Origin of the sequence: Allobosea lathyri (assembly GCF_900108245.1) — a bacterium.
In the GTDB taxonomy this organism is placed as follows: Bacteria; Pseudomonadota; Alphaproteobacteria; order Rhizobiales; family Beijerinckiaceae; genus Allobosea; species Allobosea lathyri.
Genome location: NZ_FNUY01000016.1, coordinates 66,079 through 91,838, shown reverse-complemented (window position 1 = coordinate 91,838; position 25,760 = coordinate 66,079). Strand labels below are relative to the sequence as shown.

26 protein-coding genes and 1 riboswitch are annotated in these 25,760 nt (G+C 67.9%); of the genes, 9 read left to right on the top strand and 17 right to left on the bottom strand.

Annotated features, from left to right (window positions below; translation table 11 throughout):
* Positions 1–293: 293 nt before the first annotated feature.
* A complete protein-coding gene (locus C4S73_RS25550; RefSeq protein ID WP_103875412.1) occupies positions 294–911 on the bottom strand; it encodes a TetR/AcrR family transcriptional regulator in 618 nt (205 codons plus the stop codon).
* Positions 912–1,125: 214 nt separating this feature from the next.
* On the opposite strand from C4S73_RS25550, the gene C4S73_RS25545 reads away from it, so the two are divergent.
* The 3 genes from C4S73_RS25545 to C4S73_RS25535 are packed head-to-tail and all read left to right on the top strand — an operon-like array spanning position 1,126 to position 4,385.
* Positions 1,126–1,584 (top strand): (2Fe-2S)-binding protein, encoded by a 459-nt coding sequence (locus C4S73_RS25545; protein ID WP_103875411.1) that lies wholly within the window; start codon positions 1,126–1,128, stop codon positions 1,582–1,584.
* Positions 1,585–1,587: 3 nt separating this feature from the next.
* On the top strand, positions 1,588–3,756 hold the full coding sequence (locus C4S73_RS25540; protein ID WP_103875410.1) for a xanthine dehydrogenase family protein molybdopterin-binding subunit: 2,169 nt from the start codon (positions 1,588–1,590) through the stop codon (positions 3,754–3,756).
* Positions 3,756–4,385 carry an Isoquinoline 1-oxidoreductase subunit gene (locus C4S73_RS25535; RefSeq protein WP_200828101.1) on the top strand — a complete coding sequence of 210 codons (630 nt, stop codon included), beginning with the start codon at positions 3,756–3,758 and terminating at the stop codon, positions 4,383–4,385. The genes C4S73_RS25540 and C4S73_RS25535 overlap by 1 nt, the downstream gene beginning before the upstream one ends.
* Before the next feature lie 94 nt (positions 4,386–4,479).
* Here the strand turns inward: C4S73_RS25535 and C4S73_RS25530 are convergent, their stop codons facing one another.
* Positions 4,480–4,848, bottom strand: a complete 369-nt coding sequence (locus C4S73_RS25530; protein WP_244595793.1) for an endonuclease domain-containing protein — start codon at positions 4,846–4,848, stop codon at positions 4,480–4,482.
* Between the two features lie 152 nt (positions 4,849–5,000).
* Between C4S73_RS25530 and C4S73_RS25525 the strand changes: the two genes are divergently transcribed.
* Both C4S73_RS25525 and C4S73_RS25520 read left to right on the top strand, forming a co-directional pair.
* Positions 5,001–5,708 carry a CoA transferase subunit A gene (locus C4S73_RS25525; RefSeq protein WP_103875408.1) on the top strand — a complete coding sequence of 236 codons (708 nt, stop codon included), beginning with the start codon at positions 5,001–5,003 and terminating at the stop codon, positions 5,706–5,708.
* 12 nt (positions 5,709–5,720) lie between these two features.
* Positions 5,721–6,374, top strand: a complete 654-nt coding sequence (locus C4S73_RS25520) for a 3-oxoacid CoA-transferase subunit B (protein WP_103875407.1) — start codon at positions 5,721–5,723, stop codon at positions 6,372–6,374.
* A 239-nt stretch (positions 6,375–6,613) separates the two neighbouring features.
* Here the strand turns inward: C4S73_RS25520 and bluB are convergent, their stop codons facing one another.
* The 5 genes from bluB to cbiE all read right to left on the bottom strand — a co-directional run bounded on the left by bluB (position 6,614) and on the right by cbiE (position 11,292).
* Positions 6,614–7,261, bottom strand: a complete 648-nt coding sequence (gene bluB, locus C4S73_RS25515) for a 5,6-dimethylbenzimidazole synthase (RefSeq protein ID WP_103875406.1) — start codon at positions 7,259–7,261, stop codon at positions 6,614–6,616.
* Between the two features lie 138 nt (positions 7,262–7,399).
* Complete coding sequence (locus C4S73_RS25510; protein WP_103875405.1) at positions 7,400–8,719, bottom strand: cobyrinic acid a,c-diamide synthase CobB; 1,320 nt, start codon at positions 8,717–8,719, stop codon at positions 7,400–7,402.
* Entirely contained in the window at positions 8,716–9,480 is a 765-nt protein-coding gene (cobM, locus tag C4S73_RS25505; RefSeq protein WP_103875404.1) for a precorrin-4 C(11)-methyltransferase, read from the bottom strand. Before cobM ends, C4S73_RS25510 begins: the two co-directional genes overlap by 4 nt.
* Positions 9,477–9,866 (bottom strand): cobalamin biosynthesis protein, encoded by a 390-nt coding sequence (locus C4S73_RS25500; RefSeq protein WP_103875403.1) that lies wholly within the window; start codon positions 9,864–9,866, stop codon positions 9,477–9,479. The genes cobM and C4S73_RS25500 overlap by 4 nt, the downstream gene beginning before the upstream one ends.
* A gap of 166 nt (positions 9,867–10,032) precedes the next feature.
* Positions 10,033–11,292 carry a precorrin-6y C5,15-methyltransferase (decarboxylating) subunit CbiE gene (cbiE, locus tag C4S73_RS25495; RefSeq protein WP_244595792.1) on the bottom strand — a complete coding sequence of 420 codons (1,260 nt, stop codon included), beginning with the start codon at positions 11,290–11,292 and terminating at the stop codon, positions 10,033–10,035.
* Here cbiE and C4S73_RS25490 point away from each other — a divergent pair.
* The gene (locus tag C4S73_RS25490; RefSeq protein ID WP_103875401.1) at positions 11,291–12,058 is read left to right on the top strand and encodes a cobalt-precorrin-6A reductase; all 768 of its coding nucleotides are present in this window, start codon (positions 11,291–11,293) and stop codon (positions 12,056–12,058) included. The genes cbiE and C4S73_RS25490 overlap by 2 nt on opposite strands.
* On the opposite strand, the gene cobJ is transcribed toward C4S73_RS25490, so the two are convergent.
* From cobJ to C4S73_RS25445, 9 genes are all read right to left on the bottom strand, one after another.
* The gene (gene cobJ / locus C4S73_RS25485) at positions 12,001–12,825 is read right to left on the bottom strand and encodes a precorrin-3B C(17)-methyltransferase (RefSeq protein WP_244595791.1); all 825 of its coding nucleotides are present in this window, start codon (positions 12,823–12,825) and stop codon (positions 12,001–12,003) included. The two genes, C4S73_RS25490 and cobJ, sit on opposite strands and share 58 nt — an antisense overlap.
* A 194-nt stretch (positions 12,826–13,019) precedes the next feature.
* Complete coding sequence (locus tag C4S73_RS25480; RefSeq protein WP_103875399.1) at positions 13,020–13,757, bottom strand: precorrin-2 C(20)-methyltransferase; 738 nt, start codon at positions 13,755–13,757, stop codon at positions 13,020–13,022.
* Positions 13,758–13,782: 25 nt separating this feature from the next.
* The gene (locus C4S73_RS25475) at positions 13,783–14,415 is read right to left on the bottom strand and encodes a precorrin-8X methylmutase (RefSeq protein WP_103875398.1); all 633 of its coding nucleotides are present in this window, start codon (positions 14,413–14,415) and stop codon (positions 13,783–13,785) included.
* Between the two features lie 3 nt (positions 14,416–14,418).
* Positions 14,419–15,855 carry a precorrin-3B synthase gene (locus tag C4S73_RS25470; RefSeq protein ID WP_103875397.1) on the bottom strand — a complete coding sequence of 479 codons (1,437 nt, stop codon included), beginning with the start codon at positions 15,853–15,855 and terminating at the stop codon, positions 14,419–14,421.
* Positions 15,852–19,484, bottom strand: a complete 3,633-nt coding sequence (cobN, locus tag C4S73_RS25465; protein ID WP_103875396.1) for a cobaltochelatase subunit CobN — start codon at positions 19,482–19,484, stop codon at positions 15,852–15,854. Before cobN ends, C4S73_RS25470 begins: the two co-directional genes overlap by 4 nt.
* 9 nt (positions 19,485–19,493) lie before the next feature.
* Positions 19,494–20,543, bottom strand: coding sequence for a cobalamin biosynthesis protein CobW (gene cobW, locus C4S73_RS25460; protein WP_103875395.1), 1,050 nt, complete (start codon positions 20,541–20,543; stop codon positions 19,494–19,496).
* Entirely contained in the window at positions 20,540–20,950 is a 411-nt protein-coding gene (locus C4S73_RS25455) for a DUF1636 family protein (protein ID WP_244595790.1), read from the bottom strand. The genes cobW and C4S73_RS25455 overlap by 4 nt, the downstream gene beginning before the upstream one ends.
* 90 nt (positions 20,951–21,040) lie before the next feature.
* A complete protein-coding gene (locus C4S73_RS25450) occupies positions 21,041–21,781 on the bottom strand; it encodes a CbtA family protein (RefSeq protein ID WP_103875394.1) in 741 nt (246 codons plus the stop codon).
* A 12-nt stretch (positions 21,782–21,793) separates the two neighbouring features.
* Entirely contained in the window at positions 21,794–21,967 is a 174-nt protein-coding gene (locus C4S73_RS25445; RefSeq protein WP_200828100.1) for a CbtB domain-containing protein, read from the bottom strand.
* Positions 21,968–22,003: 36 nt separating this feature from the next.
* Positions 22,004–22,189: riboswitch (cobalamin riboswitch) on the bottom strand.
* 186 nt (positions 22,190–22,375) lie between these two features.
* Between C4S73_RS25445 and cobU the strand changes: the two genes are divergently transcribed.
* Positions 22,376–22,891, top strand: a complete 516-nt coding sequence (gene cobU, locus C4S73_RS25440; RefSeq protein WP_425290377.1) for a bifunctional adenosylcobinamide kinase/adenosylcobinamide-phosphate guanylyltransferase — start codon at positions 22,376–22,378, stop codon at positions 22,889–22,891.
* A 23-nt stretch (positions 22,892–22,914) separates the two neighbouring features.
* The gene (gene cobO, locus C4S73_RS25435; RefSeq protein ID WP_103875391.1) at positions 22,915–23,526 is read left to right on the top strand and encodes a cob(I)yrinic acid a,c-diamide adenosyltransferase; all 612 of its coding nucleotides are present in this window, start codon (positions 22,915–22,917) and stop codon (positions 23,524–23,526) included.
* Positions 23,527–23,736: 210 nt separating this feature from the next.
* Here the strand turns inward: cobO and cbiB are convergent, their stop codons facing one another.
* Positions 23,737–24,717 carry an adenosylcobinamide-phosphate synthase CbiB gene (gene cbiB / locus C4S73_RS25430; RefSeq protein WP_103875390.1) on the bottom strand — a complete coding sequence of 327 codons (981 nt, stop codon included), beginning with the start codon at positions 24,715–24,717 and terminating at the stop codon, positions 23,737–23,739.
* 17 nt (positions 24,718–24,734) lie between these two features.
* On the opposite strand from cbiB, the gene cobD reads away from it, so the two are divergent.
* Positions 24,735–25,742, top strand: a complete 1,008-nt coding sequence (gene cobD, locus C4S73_RS25425) for a threonine-phosphate decarboxylase CobD (protein WP_342210594.1) — start codon at positions 24,735–24,737, stop codon at positions 25,740–25,742.
* The last annotated feature ends 18 nt before the right edge of the window (positions 25,743–25,760 follow it).

Below are 25,760 nucleotides of genomic sequence, written 5' to 3'. Positions count from 1 at the left end.
GGGCCGGGTCGCGATCTCCAAAGGGATCAGGGATCCAACGGTCTCTCGCCCGCTCAATAATCCCACAAAACAAACACACAGGGATCCATCGTAGAGCTTGGATCCCTACGATGGATCCCGATCTGCGCGGCTGCGCCGCTTGTCCAGGATGACGCGGTGTTTCCGAGTATAGGCGGCAATTGGATACCTGAACCCTCATCCTACACCTGAGCCCTCATCCTGAGGAGCCGCGAAGCGGCGTCTCGAAGGATGGTTCAGGGGACTCGGGATGAGATCTCTATTCCAAAGCGCTTTCAAGCCACGAGGGCGGCCGAGAACACCGATGCGAGGTCGAGCAGGCGCGCGCTGTAGACGTCCCGCGAAGGCATCGTGCCGGATTTGGCGCCGATGGCGGCCAGCATCAGCGCCGCCACCAGCGCGTCACGTTGCAGGCCCACCCGCGACAGGGTGATCTCGCCCGCGCTCTCGGCCTGAGCCAGCAGCGTCGTCGCGAAGCCGGCGAAAACGGCTTCGAACGCCTCGATTTCCCGCGAAGCAACATCCGCCATCACGGCCTTGAGCTCGACGAGATGGTCTCCATCGCCGAAAGCCGCGAAGGCCGTGCAGAAATGGGCCTGCAGCAAAGCGGCGAGCTTTGCGGGGAAGGGCGCCTCCTGCGCCATCGCTTCACGGCATCGTGCTTCGACGCGCGTCCCCAGCCGCGCGAGCATGGCGCGGAAGATGTCGTCCTTGCTCTTGAAATGAAGGTACAGCGTCGCCTTGGCGAGCCCCGCCTCCTTGGCGATGTCGTCCATGGAACTGCGCCTGTAGCCGTAGCGAGCGAAGCGACGCAGAGCCGCGTCCGCGATCTGGTCGATCCGGCTGGTCGCCTCGTCGGCCTGCTGGCCGGAACAATCGCTACAGTCCTGCATTCTCGATCTTGACTAAATACAAACTCTGAGCGACCATCCTCATTAGACTGAAATTGTCCAATGAGTCCATATTCGCTTGCCGACGAACGCGCCGCCTGACACTGCTATGTCAGATGGGAGCGCTAAAATCGAGCGTCGCGCGTGGCGCTCGGCGATGAAGTCAGCCGAAAAAGCATGAAGTCAGTCGATAACTTCGAGCCACCGCGAGGCAGCCATGGTCCATACGCTCAAGGTCAACGGACAGACGCATAGTCTCGACATTGACGACGATACGCCCCTGCTCTGGGCGATCCGCGACAATCTTGGCCTGACCGGCACCAAATTCGGCTGCGGCGTCGCGCAATGCGGCGCCTGCACGGTCTACATGAATGGCAAGCCGCTGCGCTCCTGCGTCACGCCGATCTCCGCCGTCGACGGGGAGATCACCACGATCGAGGCCATCGCGGGCAAGGAAGCCGACGCAGTCCAGACGGCCTGGACGGCGCGCGACGTGCCGCAATGCGGCTACTGCCAGTCCGGACAGGTGATGAGCGCGGTCGCCCTGCTCAAGGAAAACCGCAAGCCGACCGACCGCGACATCGATCTCGCGATGAACGGCAACATCTGCCGCTGCGCCACTTATGTCCGCATCCGCGCCGCGATCCATGACGCGGCCAAGGCCCTGGAGGTCTGAGCCATGACAGCGCATGACATCAAGCTTTCGCGCCGCTCGCTGCTCGGCGGCGCCGGCGCCCTCGTCATCGGCCTGCACCTGCCCCGTCCGGCCAGGGCGCAGTCGAGTGCGGCGCAGGCTGGCAAAGCCGCCTTCGCGCCCAACGCCTTCATCCGCGTCGGCAACGACGATCTCGTCACCGTCCTGATCAAGCATATCGAATTCGGCCAGGGGCCGTTCACCGGTCTTTCCACGCTCGTCGCCGAGGAGATGGACGCCGATTGGGCGCAGATGCGCGCCGAACATGCCCCCGCTGACGTCAAGCTCTACGCCAACCTCGCCTTCGGCGTGCAGGGCACCGGCGGTTCGTCGGCCATCGCCAACTCCTTCGAGCAGATGCGCAAGGCCGGCGCGACGGCGCGCGCCATGCTGGTGCAGGCGGCGGCGCAGTCCTGGAACGTGCCGGCGGGTGAGATCACCGTCGAGCAGGGCGTGCTCAGGCACGCCTCGGGCAAGCAGGGTCGCTTCGGCGAATTCGTGGAAGCCGCCTCCAAACTGCCGGCCCCCGCCGATGTCGCCCTGAAGCAGCCGGCGAATTTCCGCCTGATCGGCAAGGAAGGCGCGATCAAGCGGCTCGACAGCGCCGACAAGTCGCGCGGCAAGGCGCAGTTCACCATCGATATCAGCGCGCCCAACATGCTGACGGTCGTGGTCGCCCGACCGCCACGCTTCGGCGGCACGGTCGCAAGCTTCGATGCGGCGCAGGCGCTCAAGGTCAAGGGCGTCGTCGACGTCAAGCAGATCGGTTCGGGCGTCGCGGTCTATGCCACCGGCATGTGGCCGGCGCTGAAGGGCCGCGAGGCGCTGAAGGTCAACTGGGATGAGACGGCGGCCGAAAAACGCGGCAGCCGCGAGCTGATCGCCGAATACCGCAGCCTGGTGCGCACGCCCGGCATGGTCGCGGGCAAGCATGGCGATGCCGAAGCCGCGCTTGCCAAATCCGACAAGGTCGTCGAGGCGGAGTTCGTCTTCCCCTATCTGGCGCATGCGCCTATGGAGCCGCTCGACGGCTATCTCGAATGGGACGGCACCCAGGCGCATGCCCGCTTCGGCAGCCAGTTCCAGACGACGGAACATGCAACTATCGCCGCCGTCCTCGGCCTTCCCCCGGAAAAGGTGCGGCTCGACACCATGCTTGCGGGCGGCAGCTTCGGGCGGCGCGCCCAGGTCAGCCAGCATCTGGCGGCCGAGCTTGCCATGGTCGCCAAGGCGATCGGCCCCAACCGCCCGGTCAAGCTGGTCTGGACGCGCGAGGACGATCTGGCCGGCGGCTATTATCGCCCGCTCTTCGTGCATCGCCTGCGTGGCGCGGTCAAGGACGGCAAGATCACCGCATGGTCCAGCACCATCGTCGGCCAGTCCTTCTTCCTCGGCACGCCCTTCGAGGCGATGACGGTGAAGAACGGCATCGACGCGACCATGGTCGAGGGCGCCAGCGAACTGCTCTACGAGGTCGCCGACTTTGCCTGCGACGTGCATACCGCCAAGGTCGGCGTTCCCACGCTGTGGTGGCGTTCGGTCGGCCATACCCATACCGGCTATGCGGTCGAGGCCTTCGTCGACGAACTGCTGCAGGCGGCGGGGCAGGATCCTGTCGCCGGGCGCCTCGCGATGATGGGCAAGGCGCCGCGCGCGGCCGGCGTGCTCAAGGCGGTCGCCGAACTCGCGAAATGGAATGGCGCGGGTCCCGTGGATGGCCGGGCGCGCGGAGTTGCGGTGGTCGAGAGCTTCGACACCTTCGTCGCCCAGATCGCCGAAGTCTCCATCGGTCCCGATGGAGAGCCGAAGGTCCACAAGGTTTGGTGCGCGGTCGATTGCGGCGTCGCGGTCAATCCCGACATCATCCGCGCCCAGATGGAGGGCGGCATCGGCTTCGGCGTCGGCCACGCGCTCTATGGCGAGATCACGCTCGACGAGGGCCGGCCAGTCCAGGCGAATTTCGACACTTACCGCTCGCTGCGCATCCACGAGATGCCGGAGGTCGAGGTGACGATCGTAGCCTCCACGGAAAAGCCGACCGGCGTCGGCGAGCCCGGCGTGCCGCCGATCGGTCCTGCGGTAGCCAATGCGCTGGCGCGGCTCGGGCAGGTCAGGCCAAGACAATTGCCGATGGTCGGCGGAGGAGTGGTGTGATGGTCAGGCCTTTCCTTCTCGCCACTGCCGCCGCGCTTGCGCTCGGGCTCGGCGGCACGGCACTGACCGTCGCGCAGACGCCCCCGGCGCCGCAAGCTGGCGGCGCGCCCCTGCGCGATGCCGCGAGCTTCTCGACGATTCCCGATGCGCGAGCCCGCTCGGTCGCGCTGTTCGGCGAGATAGGCAAGGTGTTGCAGCATCCCCGCTGCATGAACTGCCACCCGGCGACCGAGCGCCCACGCCAGACCGATGCGCGACGCCCGCATCAGCCGCTCGTGGTCCGCGGCAAGGATGGCCATGGCGCGCCCGGTCTCGAATGCGCGACCTGCCATGGCAAGCAGAACTTCGACCCGGCCCGCATTCCCGGCGACGGCCATTGGGCGCTGGCGCCGGCTTCGATGGCCTGGGAAGGCAAGACCCCCGGTCAGATCTGCGAGCAGCTCAAGGATCTCAACCGCAACGGCAGCCGCGACCTCGCGGCGATCGTCAAGCATGTCACGACCGACAGCCTCGTGCTGTGGGGCTGGAATCCGGGTCCCGGCCGCGAACCGGCGCCGGGCACACCTGCCCAGTTCGGCGCGCTGATGCAGGCCTGGGCCGATACCGGAGCAGCCTGCCCGGCGTCGTGATGCGGGAGAACCGCGGGGAACCCCTCTCCTGTAAGGAGAGGGGCAGGGGTGAGGTGTAGGCCCCTGGACCAGTCAGCTCAACGGCTCTGCCACCTCAAATGCGCGCGGCAACTCTGATCTTGCCGATGACCGCATCAAGATCGCCCAGTACCTCGTCATTCCGGACCCTTAGAACCGTGAAGCCGTGGCTCTCGAGCTCGACCGTCCGCGCCATGTCGTAATCACGCTCCCGGCCATGCTGTTTTCCGTCAATCTCGATAATCAGTTTCCGCTCGAAGCACAGAAAATCGACGGTGTAGTTCAAGAGCGGCGATTGCCGTCGGAACTTCAGGCCGTCGATACGGCGATTGCGGAGCGCATCCCAGATGATGTCTTCGGGTTTGGTGGATCGCTTTCTGAGACTCCGTGCAAAATTCTGTTGCTCCGACACCATATTTTGCCCTTTGCGGTCAGCGGCCGACACCTCACCCCTGCCCCTCTCCTTACAGGAGAGGGGTTCCCCGCGCCTGTCCGTCAAGACTGCATGTTGCAAGCGCCCCTTGCGCTCGGCTAGTTCTGTAGCGAGCCGTCCGGCCAAGCCAATTCACAGTTCGTCCCAGCGACAAAGGCAACGCGATGAAGAAGGTATTTCCTGACGCCAGGGCCGCTTTGGCCGGCGCCATCAAGGATGGCATGACCATCATGGCCGGCGGCTTCGGTCTTTGCGGCATCCCCGACATCCTGATCGAGGCAGTGCGCGAGAGCGGCGCGAAGGACCTGACCTTCGTTTCCAACAATGCCGGCATCGACGGCGCGGGCCTGGGCATCCTGCTGGAGACCCGCCAGATCAGGAAGATGATCAGTTCTTACGTCGGCGAGAACAAGCTCTTCGCCCAGCAGTTCCTCGCCGGCGAACTCGAGCTCGAATTCACCCCGCAGGGCACGCTGGCCGAGCGCATCCGCGCCGGTGGCGCCGGCATCCCCGCCTTCTTCACCAAGACCGGCGTCGGCACGCTGGTCGCCGAGGGCAAGGAGGAGCGCGAATTCGACGGCGAGCGCTACATCATGGAACGCGGCATCTTCGCCGATGTCTCGCTGGTCCATGCCTGGAAGGGCGATACCGAGGGCAACCTCGTCTACCGGAAGACGGCGCGCAACTTCAATCCGATGATGGCCTCGGCCTCGCGCATGACCGTCGCCCAGGTCGAGCATCTGGTGCCGGCCGGCGAGATCGACCCCGATCACATGCACACGCCCGGCATTTTCGTGAAGCGGATCGTGCATGTCACGAACGCGGCCAAGCGCATCGAGCAGCGCACCACCCGCCCTCGCGCGACCGCTTAAGGAGTTCCGAACATGGCATGGACCCGCGAACAGATCGCCGCCCGCGCGGCGAAGGAACTCAAGGACGGTTATTACGTCAATCTCGGCATCGGCATCCCCACGCTGGTCTCGAATTACATCCCCGCGGGCGTGAGCGTTCAGCTCCAGTCCGAGAACGGCATGCTCGGCATGGGGCCGTTTCCCTATGAGGGTGACGAGGATCCCGATCTGATCAATGCCGGCAAGCAGACCATCACCGAACTGCCGACGACGAGCTATTTCTCCTCCGCCGACTCCTTCGGCATGATCCGCGGCGGCCATATCGACCTCTCCATCCTCGGCGCCATGCAGGTGGCCGAGAATGGCGACCTCGCCAACTGGATGATCCCCGGCAAGGTGGTGAAGGGGATGGGCGGCGCGATGGACCTCGTCGCCGGCGTCAAGAAGGTCGTCGTGGTGATGGAGCACGTCGCCAAGAACAAGGACGGCTCGGAATCGGCCAAGCTGCTCAAGGCCTGCGATCTGCCGCTGACGGGCGCGGGCGTCGTCGACATGGTGATCACCGATCTCGGCGTCTTCTCGATCGACGAGAACGGCGGCGGCATGACGCTGATCGAACTCGCCGAAGGCGTCACGCTCGACGAAATCAAGAGCAAGACCGAAGCCGCGTTCAAGGTGGCTGTCTGAGGTAAAGACGAGCGCGGGGAACCCTCTCTTGTAAGAGGGGCAGCGGTTCCGCCGCGCAAACTTGTCCTGAGCGCGATGATCCGATCTGGAAGCGCGCCGTCATCCTGGACAAGCGGCGCAGCCGCGCAGATCCGGGATCCATCGTAGGGATCCGAGTTCTACGATGGATCCCGGGCCGACCTGCGGTCGCCCAGGATGACGGAGCATTGAGACGCAAAATCCACAAGCTATAACTGGCCTTATTGCCCGTTCTCCCAACCCGCCCGCACCAATTCCGGCATGTCGGTTTCCTCTTCGGGATAGCCGACACAGAGCCAGGCGATCAGCTTCCAGCCCGGCGGCGCGGCCAGCGCCTCGCGCACCACCTCCGGCTCCAGGATCGAGACCCAGCCCACGCCGATGCCCTGCACCCGCGCCGCGAGCCAGAACTGCGTGATCGCGGCGACCACGGAATAATCCAGCATCTCCGGCATCGTCCGGCGGCCGAGGCCATGACCTCGCTCGGTCGCATGGTCGCAGAACACCGCGAATTGCTCGGGCGCCTCGCGCATCCCTTCAAGCTTGAGGCTGGCATAGAGCCGCGCCCGCTCGCCCTCATAGTCGGCGAGCGCGTCGGCATTGCAGCGCGTGAAGCTCGCGCGAACCGACGCGCGTTGCGCCTCGTCGCGCACTCGAACCCAGCGCCAGGGCTGCGAATGGCCGACCGAGGGTGACAACTCCATCTCGCCCAGAAGCTGCTCGATCATCCCCTCGGGAAGCGCATCGCGCCGGAAGCGTCGGACATCGCGCCGCCAGGTCAGCAATTCCCGGAACTGCGCTGCAAAGGCGGCGTCGAAGACGGGTGGAGAAGAGCGCGTCACAATCTCAGCCTCACGCTGAGCCCTCATCCTGAGGAGCCGCGAAGCGGCGTCTCGAAGGATGGTTCAGGAGGCTCCCGAACCATCTGGAACATCCTTCGAGACGCCATTTCCAGCGAAATGGCTCCTCAGGATGAGGGCTGAGGCTGCGGGCACTGTCGTCTTGCGTCACGCCGCCACCGCGATTGCGTGAAAGAACGACCCCGTCACATGGCCGCGCCGGCTTCCGGCGGGGGCGGGGGGCGAGCCATGCGGGTCGGTGACCACCGCGAAGGGCGGGTCGTCGCCGGTCGCGACGATCGTGGCGTAGTGGAATTCATGGCCGGTCAGCGCCTGCCCGGCCTGTCCGAGCGGCCCGTCGGCCTGCAGCACTGCGCGGCGATAGCCCAGATTCATCTTGCGCCTGGCAAAGCTGGTCTCGACGCCGAGTAGCCCGGCCATGGCGTGGCTGACGCCATCCGCATCGGTGAGGCTCTGGCCCAGCACCATGTAGCCGCCGCACTCCCCATGCACGGGCCGACTTTCCGCGAACTGCCGGAGGCCTTTCAGGAAATGCGCCGCTCCGGCAATCGTGCTGGCATGCAACTCGGGATAGCCGCCCGGCAACCAGCAGACATCGCAATCCTCGGGAGGAGCCTCATTGGCCAGCGGCGAGAAGGGCAGGAGCGTGGCTCCGGCCGCGCGCCAGCCGGCCTCGACATGCGGGTAGACGAAGCTGAAGGCGGCATCGCGCGCAATCGCGATGCGCGGTCCGGGTGCAGGCAGGGCGGGGATCGCATCGCCCGGGGGCGTGAGCATCGTCGGCCCGGCCGCTGCCACGACCGCGTCGAGATCGACCGCCGCCGCGATCGCCTCGGCCAGCGCATCGAGCCTTGCATGCAGGTCGTCGGTCTCGCCGGCCTGAACCAGCCCGAGATGGCGTTCGGGCAGGATCAGGCTGGCCTCGCGCGGCAGCGAACCCAGCACGGGCAGGCCGATCTTGGCCATGCCCTGCGCCACCAGCCGGCGATGGCGCTCGCTGGCGACCTTGTTGAGGATGACGCCGGCGATCCTGATGCGTGGATCGTAATGCATGCAGCCAAGCGCAATGGCGGCGGCCGATTGCGCCTGTCCGGAGACATCGATCACCAGCACGACGGGCCAGCCGAGCAGTGCCGCGATATCGGCGCTGGCCCCGGTATGGCCCTCGGGACCGGGCACGGCGTCGAACAGCCCCATCGAACCCTCGGCGATGACGAGGTCGGCGGCGTCAGCGGCCCCATAGGCGATGGCGCCGAGCAGGGCGTCGGGCATGGCGAAGGAATCGAGATTGGCGCTGGGCGCCCCCGTCGCGGCCGCGTGGAAAGCCGGGTCGATATAGTCGGGCCCGCATTTCAGCCCGCGCACGGTCAGCCCGCGCCGCACCAGCGCGCGCTGGAGGCCGAGCGTGATCGTGGTCTTGCCCGAGCCGGAACGCGGCGCGGCGATGAGAAGTCCCGGTGCGATCATGTGCCACCACCCGGCCGGAAGCGCCGGTCGTAGCCGGCCGAATACAGCGCGCTGTCGCCGAAATCCTCGGCTCGCAGCGCCGGCCCGACCAGGATCAGCGCGGTGCGCTCGAGCGCGGCCTCGCGAACCTGTTCCGCGATGGAGGCCAGCGTTCCCCGCAAGATGCGCTCATCGGGCCAGGAGGCGCGAAACACGATCGCGACCGGGCAATCGGCGCCATAGAACGGCGTCAATTCCGTCACGACCTGATCGATGACATGGATCGAGAGATGGACCGCCAGCGTCGTCCCTGAAGCCGCGAAGGTCGCGAGTGTCTCCCTGGGCGGCATCGCCGAGGCCCGGCCGGAGGTCCGGGTCAGCACCAGCGATTGCGCCACGCCCGGCAGGGTCAATTCGCGTTTCAGGCTCGCGGCGGCGGCAGCAAAAGCCGGCACGCCCGGCGTCACGCTGTAGGGGATGCCGAGCGCATCGAGCCGGCGCATCTGTTCGCCGCAGGCACTCCAGATCGAGAGATCGCCGGAATGCAAGCGCGCGACCTCCCGGCCAGCGCCGTGAGCCGCCTGCATTTCCGCGATGATCGCGTCGAGATCGAGCGGGGCGGTGTCGATGATGCGGGCACTCGGCGGGCACCAGTCCAGCATCGCCCTGGGGATCAGGGAACCCGCATAGAGGCAGACGGGGCAGGCGGCGATCAGGTCGCGCCCCCGCAAGGTGAGCAGATCGGGCGCGCCCGGTCCCGCGCCGATAAAATGGATGGTCATGAGCCAGCCCTTGCCAGAGCACAGGTGACGCGGGCGGTCGCGATGCGCGGCTGGATCAAGGTTCCGCCCGGTCCGGCGGCAGCCAGCGCTGCGGCTTCCGCCACCGAACCGACGCCATAGAGCGAGGCGATCCGGGTCGAACGCGTCGCGCAGGCCGCCTCGAAACCTTTCAGCGCCTCGTCGGCGATCGCGACGATCTGGGCATTGCGAACCAGTGCCAGTGCCAGCAGTCCGGGCTCTGTGCTGCGCGCAGCAAGCGTGGAGAAGCGCGACACCGGCTCGTCGCCGAGCCCCGCCGTCGCCAGTGCCTGGTCAAGGCAGGCGCCGATCTCGGCTTCGCTCGTGCCAGGCCGCAGGCCGATGCCGGCGATGAGGCGGTCACTCATCGCGAAGCGCCGTCACGGATGATATGCGCTGCGTCATCCTGGGCGGAGCGAAGCGGAGACCCGGGATCCATCGTAGGGTTCCGGAGGCCTCCGATGGATCCCGGATCTGCGCCGCTGCGCGGCTTGTCCGGGATGACGCAGTGGATGTGGCGACCGACGAAGCCCATCAAGGCTTGCTCACGCGCCATTGCGTCACCGGCATGGCCGAGCGCCAGCCATGCATCGTGCCGACCGGGTCGAGATGGGCGATGCCGATGCGGCGCAAAGACCCGCCATGCGCCTTGAACAGCGTGGCCAGCCGCGCCTCGCCTTCGAGCGTCACGACATTGGCGACGAGACGGCCGCCCGGCTTCAGCGCCGCAAAGGCCTGTTCGAACACGCCGTCATCGCCGATGCCGCCGCCGATGAAGATGGCATCCGGCGCGCGCCGGCCGGCGAAGGCGCCGGGCGCCTCGCCCACAATCTCGACCGGCAGCGCGCCGAGATCGATCCGGTTGCGGGTGATGCGCTCGGCGCGTTCGGGGTTCGCCTCGAAGGCGATGGCGCGGTTGCGCGGATGGCGCAGGCACCATTCGAGCGAGATCGAGCCCGAGCCGGCGCCCACATCCCAAAGCAATTCGCCGGCGCGCGGCGCCAGCGCGGCCAGTGTGATCGCGCGGATGTCGGATTTGGTGATCTGGCCGTCATGGGCAAACCAGCTTTCGTCGAGCCCCGACGCCAGCGGCAGGATGCGCGCGCCGGGCGTGGCGACGACCGTGACCGCGCTCATGTTGAGCGGGACGATGTCCTCGAGCGCAAACTCATCGGCGCGGGCCGAGCGGATCCGTTCATGCGGGCCGCCAAGCGATTCCAGCACGACGATCCGGCTGGCGCCCAGCCCGCGCTCGGTCAGCAGGGCAGCGACGGCGGCCGGTGTCGAGGCATCCCACGACAGCGCGAGAATGCGCGCATTCGGCTGCAGATGCGGGATGATCCGCTGCAGCGCGCGGCCATGCAGCGAGACCAGCGCGCATTCCTCCTGCGCCCAGCGCAGCCGGTTGCAGGCCATGGCGAAGGACGAGAGCTGCGGGATGATCCGCATCTCGTCTGCGGGAATTGCGCGGGTCAGCCCCGCGCCAATGCCGTAATGGAACGGGTCGCTGGTGGCGAGCACGCAGACCTTGCGGCCACGCTCGGCCAGGATCGCGGGCAGGGCGTTGCGGAAGGGCTGCGGCCAGGCGCGCGCCTCGCCGGGTACCGCGCCGATCAGGGCAAGGTGCCTCTCGCCGCCGAACACGATCTCGGCGCCGTCGAGCGCTGCCAGCGCGTCGGGCGAGAGGCCCGCGCGGCCATCTTCGCCGAGCCCGACCAGCGCGAGCCAGGGTGCGGAAGATGCAACCTCGTCCCGGCTCGACAGTCCATTCGATTCAAGCATAACTAGTGACATGACCGTTCTCATCCTCGGCGGAACGAGCGAAGCAGCAGCACTTGATCAGCACCTCGCTGAACAGGCTCCCGACATTCGCGCGATTATCTCGCTGGCGGGGCACACCGTCGACCCCAGGCCGTCGAATCTGCCTGTCCGCGTCGGTGGCTTCGGTGGCATCGACGGCTTGCGGCAATATCTCGTCGACGAACGCATCGTCGCCGTGATCGACGCGACCCATCCCTTCGCGGCGATCATGCCGTTCCATGCCCAGGCCGCCTGCAAGGCCGAAAACGTGCCGCTGCTCGCGATCCGCCGCGAATCCTGGCGGCCGCACACGGGCGATCGATGGCGCTGCGTGCCCGACATCCAGGCGGCGGTCGAGCTGCTGGGCAAGGAGCCGGCCCGACGTGTTTTTCTCACAGTGGGCCGGCTGGAATTGCCGGCTTTCGCCGATGCGCCGTGCCATCGCTATCTCGTGCGCGCGATCGAGCCGATCGGCGACCGGCTGCCGCTGGCGGGCGTCACCGTCATCCAGCAGCGCGGGCCGTTCGAGGCCGATGCCGAGGAAGAGCTGATGCGCCAAGAAGGCGTCGAGGTCCTGGTCAGCAAGAATTCCGGCGGGCCGGCGACGGTCGGCAAGCTGATTGCAGCCCGCCGGCTCGGACTGCCGGTCATCATGGTCGAGCGGCCGCGCAAGCCCGATGTCGAGACCGTCGATCATATCGATCAGGTCCTGCCCTGGCTGGTGACGCAGGGGCTCTTCGTCACCGAGCGCGGCGTGTAGACGTAAGGGCGCTGGCCCTCGCGCGCGATCAGCCGCGTCGTCGATGCGCCGATCATCACCAGCGTCGCCATGTCGGCCGTGCCGGCTGCCTCGACCGCCTCGGTCAGGGGCAGAATCCGCAATGCCTCGTCGGGCCGCCCGACCGCACGGGCGAAGATCACCGGGGTCTCGGGGCTGCGCTGCGTCGCCGCCAGCGCCAGCGCCTCGCCCAATTGCCAGGGCCGCGCCTTCGAGATCGGGTTGTACAGGCAGATCACGAAATCGGCAGCGAGTGCGGCCTTGAGCCGGGTGGTGATGACCTCCCAGGGCTTGAGATTGTCCGATAGCGAGATCGCGCAGAAATCCCCTCCGAGAGGAGCGCCCGTGCGCGCCGCCGCCGCCAGCATCGCGGTAATGCCGGGTTCCACAGTGATCGCGATGTCGCGCCAGGCCGGATTGCCCGCCTCCAGCGCCTCGAATACGGCTGCCGCCATGGCAAAGACGCCGGGATCGCCTCCCGAAACCACAGCGACGGTCCGGCCCGCGCTGGCGAGCCGCAGTGCGTGGCCCGCGCGCTCGATCTCGACGCGATTGTCGGAGCCGTGCCTGGTCTGGCCCTCCCGCGCGGGGATGCGCGCGAGATAGGGGTCGTAGCCGACAAGATCAGTCGCGGCCTCGATCGCGGCCTGGGCAGCCGGCGTCAGCCAATGCGCCTCGCCCGGCCCAAGGCCGACGACGGTGAGCGAGCCCTTGGACTGTCGGTCCGAATTCTCGGCTATCTCGGACACCGCGCCGTCATCCCGGGCGGAGCGAAGCGCAGACCCGGGATCCATGCCGGAGCGATGACCGGACAGGTTCTGGAATGGATCCCGGATCGGCGCGGCGGAGCCTGTCCTTGGGCCTGCCGAAGGCAGGACCCGAGGGCCGCTCGTCCGGGATGACGCTGGAGGTTCGGGGGCCACGTGGTCAAGGATGCGCTCAGTCACAGCCGCCGCCCTTCGCCGGGCACCAGCACCATCGAGAAATAGGGTGCCTCGTCGTCGGCCTTTTCCGACAATCGCGCGATCACCTGTCCCGCCATCGTGGCGCGTTCGGCATAGATCGCCCGGTCGATCAGGCCAGATGCCTGCAATGCGCGGCGGACCTTGGGCAGGTTGCGGCCGAGCTTCATGATCACGGCGGCGTCGGTGTCGCGCAGGCGGCGCGTCAGTTCGGCCTCGGACAAAGTGCCCGGCAGCACGGTCATGACGTCGTCGCCCCAGGTGATCGGCGCCTCGGCGCGCGTCCAGGCGCCGGCCATGCCGGTGACGCCCGGCACTATCTCGGTTGGGAAGCGATGCGCCAGACGCCGCCACAGATGCATGAAGGAGCCGTAGAAGAACGGATCACCATCGCAGAGCACGGCGAGCGTGCGGCCGGCCTCCATCTCGGTGGCAAGCCGGGCGGCGGCCTCGTCATAGAAGGCGGCGATCGGCCCGGTATAGCCCTCGTCCTCGACCGGTACCTCGATCGTCACCGGAAAGGCGAGTTCGATCTCACGCGCAGAATCGGGCGCGATCACGGCATCGGCGGTGACGCGCGCATTGCCGCGCCGTCCGCGTTTGCAGAAATGCACCAGCCGGTCCGCCCTGAGGATGATGTCGCGGGCGCGCACGGTCATGTAGTCGGGTTCGCCGGGGCCGAGGCCGACGCCGAACAGCAGGGTTTTGCCCGCGGGCATTGCAGCCGGTTCTGGTGTCACCGGCTCATTCCTTCTCTTGCGCCAGCGCATTGACGGCAGCCGCCGCCATCGCCGATCCGCCGCGCCGGCCATGGACGACGAGGAACGGCACGCGCTTGTCCTGCGCCAGAGCCAGCTTCGATTCCGCCGCGCCGACGAAGCCGACGGGAATGCCGATCACTGCGGCTGGCTTGGGCGCACCGGCATCGAGCATTTCGAGCAGCCTGAACAGGGCGGTCGGCGCATTGCCGATGACGACGAGCGCGCCCGAGAGCCGCGGGCGCCACAATTCCATCGCGGCGGCGGAGCGGGTCGTGCCCATCTCGGCTGCGAGGCTCGCCACCGTCGGATCGTCCAATGTGCAGACCACGTCGTTCCCGGCCGGCAGGCGTGGACGCGTCACGCCATTGGCGACCATCTTGGCGTCGCACAGGATCGGCGCGCCAGCACGCAAGGCAGTTTCCGCCGCGGCGCAGAAATCGGTGGACATCTCCACATCATCAGGCAGGTCGGTCATGCCGCAGGCATGGATCATGCGCACGACGACGCGTGCGGCCGCGCCCGAAAAGCGCGAGAGATCGGACTCGGCCCGGATGATGGCGAAGGAGCGCTCGTAAATCGCGGCGCCATCGCGGATATAGTCGTATGTCCCGCTCAAACTCTAAGGTCCCGTAACCCTGCCCGCGGCCACAAGGCGGGCGTGAATGTCCTGGCCGGGCTGCAGACGCGTCATGATCTCGCAAAGGTCAAGCTCTGCGAACGCTGCATCGCGCGTCGTACCGTCGATGACCACGTCATAATGCCCGTCTCGGCCGACCAGCGTGAGCGCCGAGGGGCCGGGATGCGCGCAGGATTTGACGCAGCCGGACACATGCATCGTCAGCCCGCCGGCGAGCAGCTTGGTCGCGGCCTGCGCCAGCAGCGCCGCATCCGCCATCGTCGGGGTCTGCGCCCGCAGGCAGGCGGGCTTTCCCGCGCAGGCCTGGACGGAAAGACGCGGATCGTCGTCATCGGTTATCAGGCCGAGCTCGTCGCCCAGACCCAGCAATGCGTCAGCATCCGACCGCCTCAGCCCGCGAAAGGCGATGCCGCGCCAGGGCGACAGCCGGATGTCGCCATCGCCAAAGCTCTCGGCCATGGCGCAGAGAAGGTCGAGCGTTGCCGCATCGCTGCGGCCGAAGGGCAGGCCGATGATGGCGGCGAAGCGGCCGCCGTGCCCCGTAAAGAGCCCGGCCCGCTTTGCGGCGGGACGTGGCGCAGGGGCATGCGTCCGAGGAAGGCCGCTTGCCGCGACGAGAGCAGCCAGTGCGTCCTCCGGCAGGTCGCGCAGGCGCCGGATGGTCTGCAGCGCGTGGCGATGGTGCGCGGCGAAGGCGGCCAGCAGGCGCGCGGTCACATCGGCTGCGGCATCCGCTTCGATCGGGCCGAGCCAGATGGCGCCGGGCAGGCCGATCGCCACCTTGCCGGCGATCCCCTGGACGCGGATATCGGCGGGAAAGCCGTCGAGTGAAAGCGCGCCACCATCGTCGACGACGACGCAGGTCTTGGCGGGAAGATCGGCAATGCCGCGCACTACCGCCTCGATCACCTCGGCGAGTGCTGCAGCATCGACTGGCTCGATTCGCTCCCCCGAGCCCTCATCCTGAGGAGCCATTTCCTTGGAAATGGCGTCTCGAAGGATGCTCCCGGAGGCTCCGGAACCATCTGGACCATCCTTCGAGACGCGCCTGCGGCGCTCCTCAGGATGAGGGCTGAGGGGTCGACCGGCACCATCCCCGGCCAGAGGCGAGACCAGCGTCAGTCGTTGCGGACCCTGGCCGTCATGTTCGTCGACGAGCTGCTCGGCCAGCAGGCTCGCGACCAGCGCCGGATGCGCCTGCGGTTTTACGCCCCTGATCTGGAGATTGCCGCGCGCCGAGATTTCGACCAGCCCGTTGCCATGCTGCCGCGCCAGCGCCGCGATGCGCCGCATCTGCGTGGGATCAAGCCTCGCGCCGGGAGGATGCAGACGCACCAGCCAGCCATCGCCGGTCTCCATCGGGCGCAGCGTGCTCGGACACCAGCCGCGCCGGAGTTCGTCCTGTGCAGGAGCGCTCATTCCGCCGCCTCGCGTGCCAGAAAAGCTCCCACGGAGTTGCGCCGGCTGGTCCAGAGTCCGCGCCGCGCCGCTTCCGCAAGCCTTGCCCGGATCGAGGCAGCGGCCGGGGCATTGGCCGCTTCCAGCGCGCTCCAGACCTGCGCATTGGCGCAATAGGCCTGGAAGACCGCGTCGAACAGCCCGTCGGAGACGGTATCGGTGCTCGCCGCGAAGACGAACAGCGTGTCGATGGCCTCCGCCAGTTCCGCTGCGCCGCGCCAGCCATGGGCGAGGTGTGACGAAATCCAGCGCGGATGCGTCAGCCGGCCATGGACGATGCGGGCAATGTCTTCGGCAACGGTGCGCGCCCTGGGCGCTTCCGGATTCGAGCTGTCGAGGCTGTAAAGTGCGGGGTCGGCCCCCAGTGCCTTTGCAGCCGCCGCAAGACCGCCGATCACATCGGCGGCGCTGGTGGCTTCGAGAATATCGCGCCCGGGGGTGTCGCTGACATGGACGAAGGCGTCGGCCGCCCTGATGCGCTCGCCAAAGCCGTCATCGGCGGTCGCCGCGCCCTCCGTGCCGCCATAGGCATGGCTGGAGGCGGCGAGATAGGCCGCGCCGAGGTCGGCTCGCGCGGCCCATTCGCCATCGAGCGCGCGGTCGGCCATCCCCGCGCCATAGCGGCCGGGCGCCGCGCCGAAGATGCGGGCGCCGGCCTCGCCACGGGCACGCGCGGCGGCCGGCTCGTTCCAGTCAACGGGCTCGTCGAGCGCGGCGACGGCGCGTGCGGCGGCGTCCAGCAGCGCGATCTGGGCCGGAAACGTATCGCGGAACGCGCCGGATATCCGAACCGTGACGTCGACGCGCGGAAAAGCGAGTTTCGGCAGCGGCGTCACCGAAAACCCGGTCACCCGCGTCGAGGCGTTGTCCCAAAGCGGCGCCACGCCCATCAGCGCGAGTGCATGTGCGATGTCCTCGCCGCCCGAGCGCAGCGTCGGCGAGGCCCAGAGATCCATCACGATGCGGCGCGGATGATCGCCATGGTCCTGAAGGTGGCGGCCGATCACCGCAGCAGCGGCCAGCGCTCCCAACCTCGCAGCGGCGCGCGTCGGGATCGAGCGGGGATCGAGCGTCGAGAGGTTGCGCCCGGTCGGCAGCACATCGGGCCGCCCGCGATGCGGCGAGCCGGCGGGGCCGGGCGGCACGAAGCGGCCGTCCAGTGCCCTGAGCAGGTTCGTTCGTTCGGCCTGCGACGAGACGGGATCATGCGCGGCCTGTCCGAAGACATGCAGGCCATCGCGGAAGGGCAGTTCGGTGATGTCGCAGAGATGCGCGTCGAGCCGCGTCAGCGCCTCGCTCATGTCGAGCTCATCGGTGACGCCGCAGGATTGCGCCAGCCCGCTCGCCTGCGCGCGCGCCAGAATCTCGCCGGCCACGATATCGGCGCGGCGCGGATCCAGCATCTGCGCCTGCGAGAACTCCTCGACGAGATCGCGCAGCAAAGCGGTCTCGCCGGCGGCCTCGGCCTGCGCGAGTTCGGGCGGCAGGTGGCCGAGCGTCAGGGCCGAGAGCCGGCGCTTGGCCGGCGCGGCCTCGCCGGGGTCGTCGACGACATAGGGATAGATCACCGGCAGGCCGCCTGTGACGAGGCGCGGCCAGCAGGCGGGCGAGAGCGCCACGGCCTTGCCGGGCAGCCATTCCGTCGTGCCATGCGTGCCCAGATGGATCAGCGCGTCGATGCCGGCGACCGCGCGCAAGGCGAGGTAGAAGGCGAGATAGAAATGACCGGGCGGGGCGTCGGGATCATGATAGCGCGCCTTGCGGTCGGGCGTCGCATCGCGCGGCGGCTGCAGGGCGATGATGAGATGGCCGCTGCGGACAGCGCGGAAGCGGAAGGTCGCGTCCTCGCAGGCGGGATCGGTCTGCGGCGCGCCATGAACAGCGAGAAGCGCCTCGCGGGCGGTCGAGGGGATCGTGGCGAGCCAGTCGCGATAGGTCGTGAGCGGAAGGGTGAAGTCGGCGGGGCCTGTGGTGAGGTTCGCCATGAGCACTGCGCCGTCATTGCGAGCGTAGCGAAGCAATCCAGCCTCGGCGCCCGCGGGCTCCTGGATTGCTTCGCTACGCTCGCAATGACGGGTTGGGACTTCATAACCCGCTTCCGCCAGCAGCGTCGCGATCGCCCCGACGCTGGCCGGCGTGTCCAGGCCAACAGCGAAACCCGCGCGTCCGCCGCGCGCCGGGTAGTCCGACATCACCAGCGCCAACCGGCGCTGTGCGGCGGGCTTGGTCGCCAGCGCGATCCAGCCGGCGGCGAGATCGGCCAGTGCAGCGATGCCGTCCGCATCCGGCACCAGCCGGCGGATCGTCAAGCCATTGCCTGTGTCTTGCTCATCGGCCTTGAAGGCGACGGGGATGGCGCCGAGCCGCCCGTCGAATTCCGGCAGCGCGATCTGCATGGCAAGATCGATGGCCGACAGGCCGCGCGGCGAGGCGGCCCAGGCTTCGCGCGCGCTGCCGACCGGCACGGCCTGGAGGACCGGACAATCGGCGCCGTCGAGCACGAAATCACCGCCCTCGCGGGCCGAAAAGGCGGTTGTGGTGACGATCAGCGCCGGCTTGCGCGTGGCGATCAGCGCTGCGAGTTCGGCGGTGACGGCGGGGTCCTTCAGGCTCGTCAGGGCCAGGACCAGCGGGGCGTGGCCGCGCGAAGCGAGCGCGGCAGCGATGGCCTCGCCCATGGCGGTATCGCCCGCGCTGACGCCGGAGCGATAGACGAGGATCGGGACAAGCGGTTGGTCGGAGGGCAGGGCAGCCAGCGCCTCGCGCCAGGTTAGCGGCGTGCCGCCTTCGCCCAGTGCGAAGAGGGAGGGCAGGGGCAGGGGAGGTAGCGCGTTCAAAGTCGCTTCGGAAAGGTCACGGCGCCCCCTCATCCGACCCTTCGGGCCACCTTCTCCCGCGAGGGGAGAAGGGAGAGGCGACAAACGGTCTTCCCTTCTCCCCTCGCGGGAGAAGGTGGCCCGAAGGGTCGGATGAGGGGGCGCGCGACCTTCGAGATAATTGGAAATACGCCCGAGCAACCGCCGCATGTTCTCCGCGCCGCCACCGGCATGGAAATAGCCGAGCAGCTCCCCGGCAAATTCGGGATCGACCGTGCCGTAATCCGCCAGCCGCGCATCGGGCCGGTCGTCGCCCGGCAGGACCGCCAGCGCGATGCCCTCGCGCCGGCTGGCGGCGGCGATCTGCTCGATGCCGTAGCGCCAGTAATCCAGCCCGCCGAGACAGCGCAGCAGCACGAAGCGGCTTCGCACCAGCGTCTTCTCGATCAGGAAATCGACCGAAAGCGGATGTTTCAGCCGCCGCAACGGCGCGAGGCGCAGGGACAGTATCCGACCGTCATGCTCGCCCTTGTGGCGAGTATCCACGTCTTGAGCGCAGGTCTCGACCCGCGAAGACGTGGATGGTCGGGACAAGCCCGACCATGACGGGGGAGGCACGATCTCAGTTCGAATCTCTGGTCGAACCGCCGCAGCCAGCGCCGACAGGTCGCTGTCGGCGAAGGACAGGGCCAGCACATCCCCCGGCGGCAGGCCGAGATCGACGGCGTCATCGCCGTCGTCGAGCCTGATCTCGCTGGTCGGGAGAAGATGCATCCTGTTGCCTTATCCGGCGAGCGCGGTCTCCACCGCCTTTGCGTCGAAGCCCTTGAGGCCGATGACGGTCAGCCGGCCGTCGCGTGGCTCGTCCGCACCCCAGGCCCGGTCGAAATGATGGCTGACGCGCCGGCCGACGCCTTGCACGACGAGCCGCATCGGCTTGCCCGGCACCGAGGCGAAACCCTTCAGCCGCAGCACGCCATTGGCTTCGGCGGCCTTGGCGACTCGCACCGACAGTTCCTCCGGCGAGAGGCCGGCGGGCAGCGCCAGCGCGACGCTGTCGAAATCGTCATGGTCGTGATCCTCGCCCTCGCCGTGATGCGAGGGGCGGGCAGCAAGATCGCTCTCGGCGGCGGCGGACAGGCCGATGATCAGGGCCGGCTCGACCTTGCCATGTGCGGTCTCGACGATCTTGATCGCCTTGGGCAGATGTTCGGCGATCTCGGCCTTGACGCGGGCCTTGCCGGCCTCGTCGATCAGGTCGCTCTTGTTGAGCAGGATCAGGTCGGCGCAGAGGATCTGGTCCTCGAACACCTCTTCCAGCGGATTGTCGTGCTCGACGGAAGCATCCTGCGCGCGCTGCGCGGCCAGCGCCTCGGGATCATCCGCGAACTGGCCCTGGGCAACGGCGGGGCCGTCGACCACGGCGATGACGCCGTCGACTGTGACCCTGCTGCGGATCGCGGGCCAGTTGAAGGCCTGGACCAGCGGCTTGGGCAAGGCGAGCCCGGAGGTCTCGATCAGGATGTGGTCGGGCGGATTGGCGCGGTCCAGCAGCTTTTCGAGCGCCGGCACGAAATCATCGGCCACCGTGCAGCAGATGCAGCCATTTGGCAGTTCGACGACATCCTCCTCGGTGCAGCCGGAGATGCCGCAGCCCTTGAGGAACTCGCCGTCGAAGCCGAGATCGCCGAACTCGTTGACGAGCACGGCAAGGCGCTTTCCTTGCGCGTTTTCGAGCAGATGGCGCACCAAAGTGGTTTTTCCCGCGCCGAGGAAACCGGTGATGATCGTGCAGGGGATTTTGCCGAGAGCCGGCGCTTGCGGGGCGTTCATGATGTCATCCTTGAGCTGCGCGCCGGCAGAGGCGGCACGCGTGCGACCACACCCTTGCGGAAGCAGGCGGGTCTTTCTTTCCAGGGAACGATGCCGTTGGCGCTGGCGGCGTAGGCCTCCGCCGCGCTGACGATATCGTCGAGATGATCGTGTGTATCGAGGTCGCCGATCAGATAGGTCCATTTGCCGTCGGCCGCGAAGGCGACGGTGCAGGGCCGTTTGCAGACGGCGAGGCATTCCACGGCAAGCACGGGAATCGTGCTGCCTTTCTCGTCCAGGCGCTGCGTCAGCGCCTGCGCCAGCGCGATGCCGGGCTGGTCGAAACCATCCGGCAAATCCTCGCGCTGGCGTCTGCACACCGTGCAGACGTGAATGGTGAGGTCGCCCTCAGGCATTGGGTTCGTCATGGGGTTAGCGGGTCCTGACGCGCGATCCCGCCGGGATCGCCGGCGCTAGCGTTGTGTAGACGCGCGATCCCCGCGGGATCGCGTTGGGCGTCACTGCGCGGCAACGGCGCGGCGGCTGAGCCAGGGCCAGATCACCCCGACGGCAAAGCCGGTGGCGAGCCAGAGCGCGGCCTGGATGGCGAGCGAAAGCGCGGCGAAATGGGCTGCGATCTCGGCTGGAACCTTGCTTTCTGGAGCGGCGGGATGCGGCGCGCCGACGATATGAGGCGCCAGGATCGCCAGCACCGCGAGGGCCTTGAGCCATGGCGCGTCGAAGCGCAGGAAGACGAACAATCCTCCGGCCGTGACGAGCGCCGTCACGATCCACCAGAGCTGGCGCTGCGCCAATTCCGCGGAAGCGCTTCCCGGCAGTTCGGGCGCGAGGCCGGTTGCCGGCACGAGCCCGAAGGCGACGAAGCCGCAGGCCGCCCAGATCAGCGCGCGCCGCTCATCGATGACGTCGTTGGCGGCGATCATGCCGGCCAGCAGCAAGGCGGCGAAGCCGATCGCGGTGGCGATCGTCACCGCGCTGGTGAAGAGCGTGCGTTGGATGCCGTCCTGCGGCTTCCATTCGGCGTGCTCGCCATGACCGGCCTCGGCGGCGCCGTGAGCAAGAATGACCCTGGCTTCGCCGGTGAAGGCGGCGTGAGTGGGCCCGGCTGCGCGCAGCGCCGCCTCATAGGTTTCCGCCTTCAGGATGAGCGGGGTGGTGGTGACATGCTGGAGGGCTGCGACCAGGAGCCCAGCCAGAAGCCCGGCCAGAAGACTGACCGCGAGAACACGATTGACCATGATGCCGTTCCCTCAGTGGCAGGGGAAGGCGAGGCCGTGACGGGTGTCGTGCGCCGCGTTGTGGACGCTGGCCGACGCCGCGAAACCGACCGTGTAGATCAGCACGAAGCCGAGCACGAGCGCTGCTGCGACGGCCTTTGCGCGTTCCGAGACGCTTGATTGTGTGGAAACTGCAACCGTATTCATCGTCATCTCCTTGGCCGCCCCGCCGGCAGCCGGTTGGAATCATGCGGATTGACGGCAGGTCTCCTGGCTCGCGGGTCTAAGACCTTCCACCGCCTTCCCGGAGCGGATGCTCCAGTGGCCGATGGCGAAAGGCTCGCCGCTTACAGTTGCGGGGGCAGCCACGGCATTTCACCGCGTTCCCTTTTCACCTCGTCTCCGAGGCACCGTCAGCGACGATCAATAGCCATGTGGACCGTGCTGTGCAATGGACGTGTCCCAGCGATCAACCCAAGCCCTCATCCTGAGGAGCGATCGTAGATCGCGTCTCGAAGGATGCTCCAGTGGGCTCGGGCGACATCTGGAGCATCCTTCGAGACGCCGCTTACGCGGCTCCTCAGGATGAGGGCTCGCATGATACGGGCCGGCATGATGGACGACATTCCCCACCTCACTCTCGTCCTCGGCGGCGCCCGCTCCGGCAAGAGCCGCCATGCCGAGGCGCTGATCGAGGCTTTGCCGGCGCCCTGGGCCTATGTCGCGACCGCGCAGGCCTATGACGACGAGATGCGGGCTCGTATCGCCGAGCATCGCGCCCGCCGCTCGCAGGACTGGCTCACGATCGACGCGCCGCTGACCCTCCCCGAGGCGATCCGGGCGATCCCGGCCGGCCGGCCCGTGCTGGTCGATTGCCTCACGCTCTGGTTGACCAATCTCATGCTCGCCGAGCACGATATTCCCGCCGCAAGCCGCGACCTGATCGAGGCCTGCGAGCGTTCGACTGCGCCTGTCGTGCTGGTCTCCAACGAGGTCGGGCTCGGCATCGTGCCCGACAATGCGCTCGCCCGCCGCTTCCGCGACGAGGCCGGCCGGCTGCATCAGAATCTCGCGGCGCGCGCCGGCAGCGTGATCTTCATGGTCGCCGGCCTGCCGATGCGAGTGAAGTGAAAACGTCTGAATCGAGGAATGCGATGACTGTCGATGCCGAGGAAGCCGCCCGTCACAAGGCGAAGATGGAGAAGCGCAAGGCGGTGCAGGACGCCGAGGTCGCGGCCAAGACCGTCGAAAAGGGCCTGCTGATCGTCAATACTGGGCCCGGCAAGGGCAAGTCGACCGCCGCCTTCGGGCTGATGCTGCGCGCGCTCGGCCATGGCTGGCGCGTCGGCGTGGTGCAGTTCATCAAGGGCGCCTGGGAAACCGGCGAGCGCAAGGCACTCAGCGCCTTCGGAGACCAGATCAGCTGGCACAGCATGGGCGAGGGCTTCACCTGGGAAACCCAGGACAAGGCGCGCGATATCGCTGCTGCCGAACGGGCCTTCGCCAAAGTGAAAGAGCTGATGGCGGACCCGACGATCCGGCTGATCGTGCTCGACGAGCTCAACATCGCCCTGCGCTACGACTATCTGCCATTGGCCGAAGTGGTGGCGACGCTGGCCGCGCGCCGGCCCGACCTGCACATCGTCGTCACCGGCCGCAACGCCAAGCCGGAGCTGATCGCGGCTGCCGATCTCGTCACCGAAATGACGCTGGTGAAGCACCATTTCACAGCGGGCGTGAAGGCGCAGGAGGGGATCGAGTTTTGAAACGCGCAATCCTGGCGCCTCGCCCCCTGGCTGACTCAACCGGCGCAGGTCATCCCGGGCGACCGCAGGGAGACCCGGGATCCATTCCTGAGCATAACCGTCCTGCGTTCGGGAATGGATCCCGGGTCTGCGCTGCGCTCCGCCCGGGATGACCGCATGTTTGACGCGCAGTCTATCCAGCACCATTGGTCAATCTGCTGCGCGCCTGGCTCAGGTAGAGAGCCATGCTGCCGCGCCGCCCACCGCCAGTCCCCACAGCAGCAGGCATGCCGTCCGGTAGAGCCGCAGCGCCCGCCTGATATCGGCAGCCGTCGCCTCCGCCCGCCCATCGCCCATCCAACTGTCGTTGACGGTGACGGCGCCATAGGTGCGCGGGCCGGCCAGCCTCAAGCCGAGCGCTCCGGCCATCGCGGCTTCCGGCCAGCCGGCATTGGGTGAGCGGTGGCGGCGCGCGTCGTGGCCGACCGCGCGCCAGGCACTGGTGGCGCTGGCTTGCCCGTCGAGCGCGGCGGCCGCAATCAGCAGCAGGGCGGTCAGCCGCGATGCCGGCAGGTTGACGATATCGTCGAGCCGCGCCGAGGCCCAGCCGAAGGCGAGATGGCGCGGCGTCTTGTGGCCGATCATCGAATCGGCGGTGTTGATCGCCTTGTAGAGCGCGATGCCGGGCAGGCCGCCCACACCGAGCCAGAAGGCCGGAGCGACGATCCCGTCGGAGAAATTCTCCGAGAGGCTCTCGATGGCGGCGCGCGCCACGCCGGCTTCGTCCAGCGTATCCGGGTTGCGCCCGACGATCATCGAGACCGCCTTGCGGCCGCCCGCCAATCCGCCGTTTTCCAGCCCCTGCGCGACGCGAGCGACATGCTCATGCAGGCTGCGCTGTGCCAGCAAGGTCGAGGCGAGCAGCGCCAGCGGCAGCAATCCGAGCGGCCCCAGCCGTCCGCACAGCCATGCCAGGACGAGCGCTGTGGCCAGTGCGACCGCGAGCAGGAGGGCCAGAGCCGCAACGCCAGCGATCTTCCTCAGCGCGAAGGATGCGGCTTCGCTGTTCAATGCGTGATCGAGCTTTGCGATCAGCGCGCCCAGCCAGGTGACGGGATGGCCAATCCGCGCATACAAGCCCTGGGGATAGCCGAGGGCCGCTTCGAGCAAAAGCGCGAGCGCAAGCAGCGGCAGGGTATCCGTAAAGCTCATCTGGGGTGGGGACGATCGTGGCTGAGGGTGAAATCTGGCATGGCGGCGATCTCGGCACGGCGCGGGCGCTGTTTTCGGGGGCGCCCGAACCCTGGATCGATCTCTCCACCGGGATCAATCCCATCCCCTATCCGCTTCCGCCGCTGCCGTTAAGCCTCTGGCAGAGCCTGCCGGAGGCGAAGGCGGAGGCGGCCCTGTTGATGGCGGCACGCAGAGCTTACCTCGTGCCCGGCGGCGCCGGGATCGTCGCGGCGCCCGGCACGCAGATCCTGATCGAGCTGTTGCCGAGGCTGAAGGCCGGCGGCCCGGTGGCGGTGCTCGGACCGACCTATGCCGAACATGCCCTCGCCTGGCGCAAGGCGGGCCTAGCCGTGAGCGAGGCGCGGACGGCTGGCGATATCCGGGATGCCGCGACCGTGGTGGTGGTAAATCCCAACAATCCCGATGGTCGCGTCCTGCCGATTGCCGAACTTGCGGCCTTGGCTGCCCGTTGCGCGGCGCGCGGCGGCCTGCTGGTCGTGGACGAGGCTTTTGCCGATTTTACGCCCGGGATCAGTCTCATTCCGACGCTTCCGCCCGCAACGGTCGTGCTGCGCTCCTTCGGCAAGACCTATGGTTTGGCCGGGCTGCGGCTGGGTTTCGCCATCGGCCAGGCGGCGACCATGGAGCGCCTGCGCGCTGCGCTCGGCCCCTGGTCGGTCGCCGGACCGGCGCTGGATGTCGGCGCGACGGCGCTCGGTGACGCCGATTGGCTGGCGCAGGCCGGTGCCGCGCGCGCGGCCGACGCGGCGCGTCTCGATGCCCTGCTGGCCCGCCATGGCAGGGTCGTTGGTGGCACGACGCTGTTCAGGCTGCTCGCGACTCCGGAGGCCCCGGCACTGTTCGCTCATCTCGGCCGCAACGGCCTTTATGTTCGCCGCTTCCAGAACGAGGCGACATGGCTGCGCTTCGGCCTGCCGGGCGATGACGCGTCATGGCGGCGGCTGGAGCTGGCGCTGGCCTCCTTTGTGCCCGCTCCAGCGTAAGGCATGCATGCGGCAATC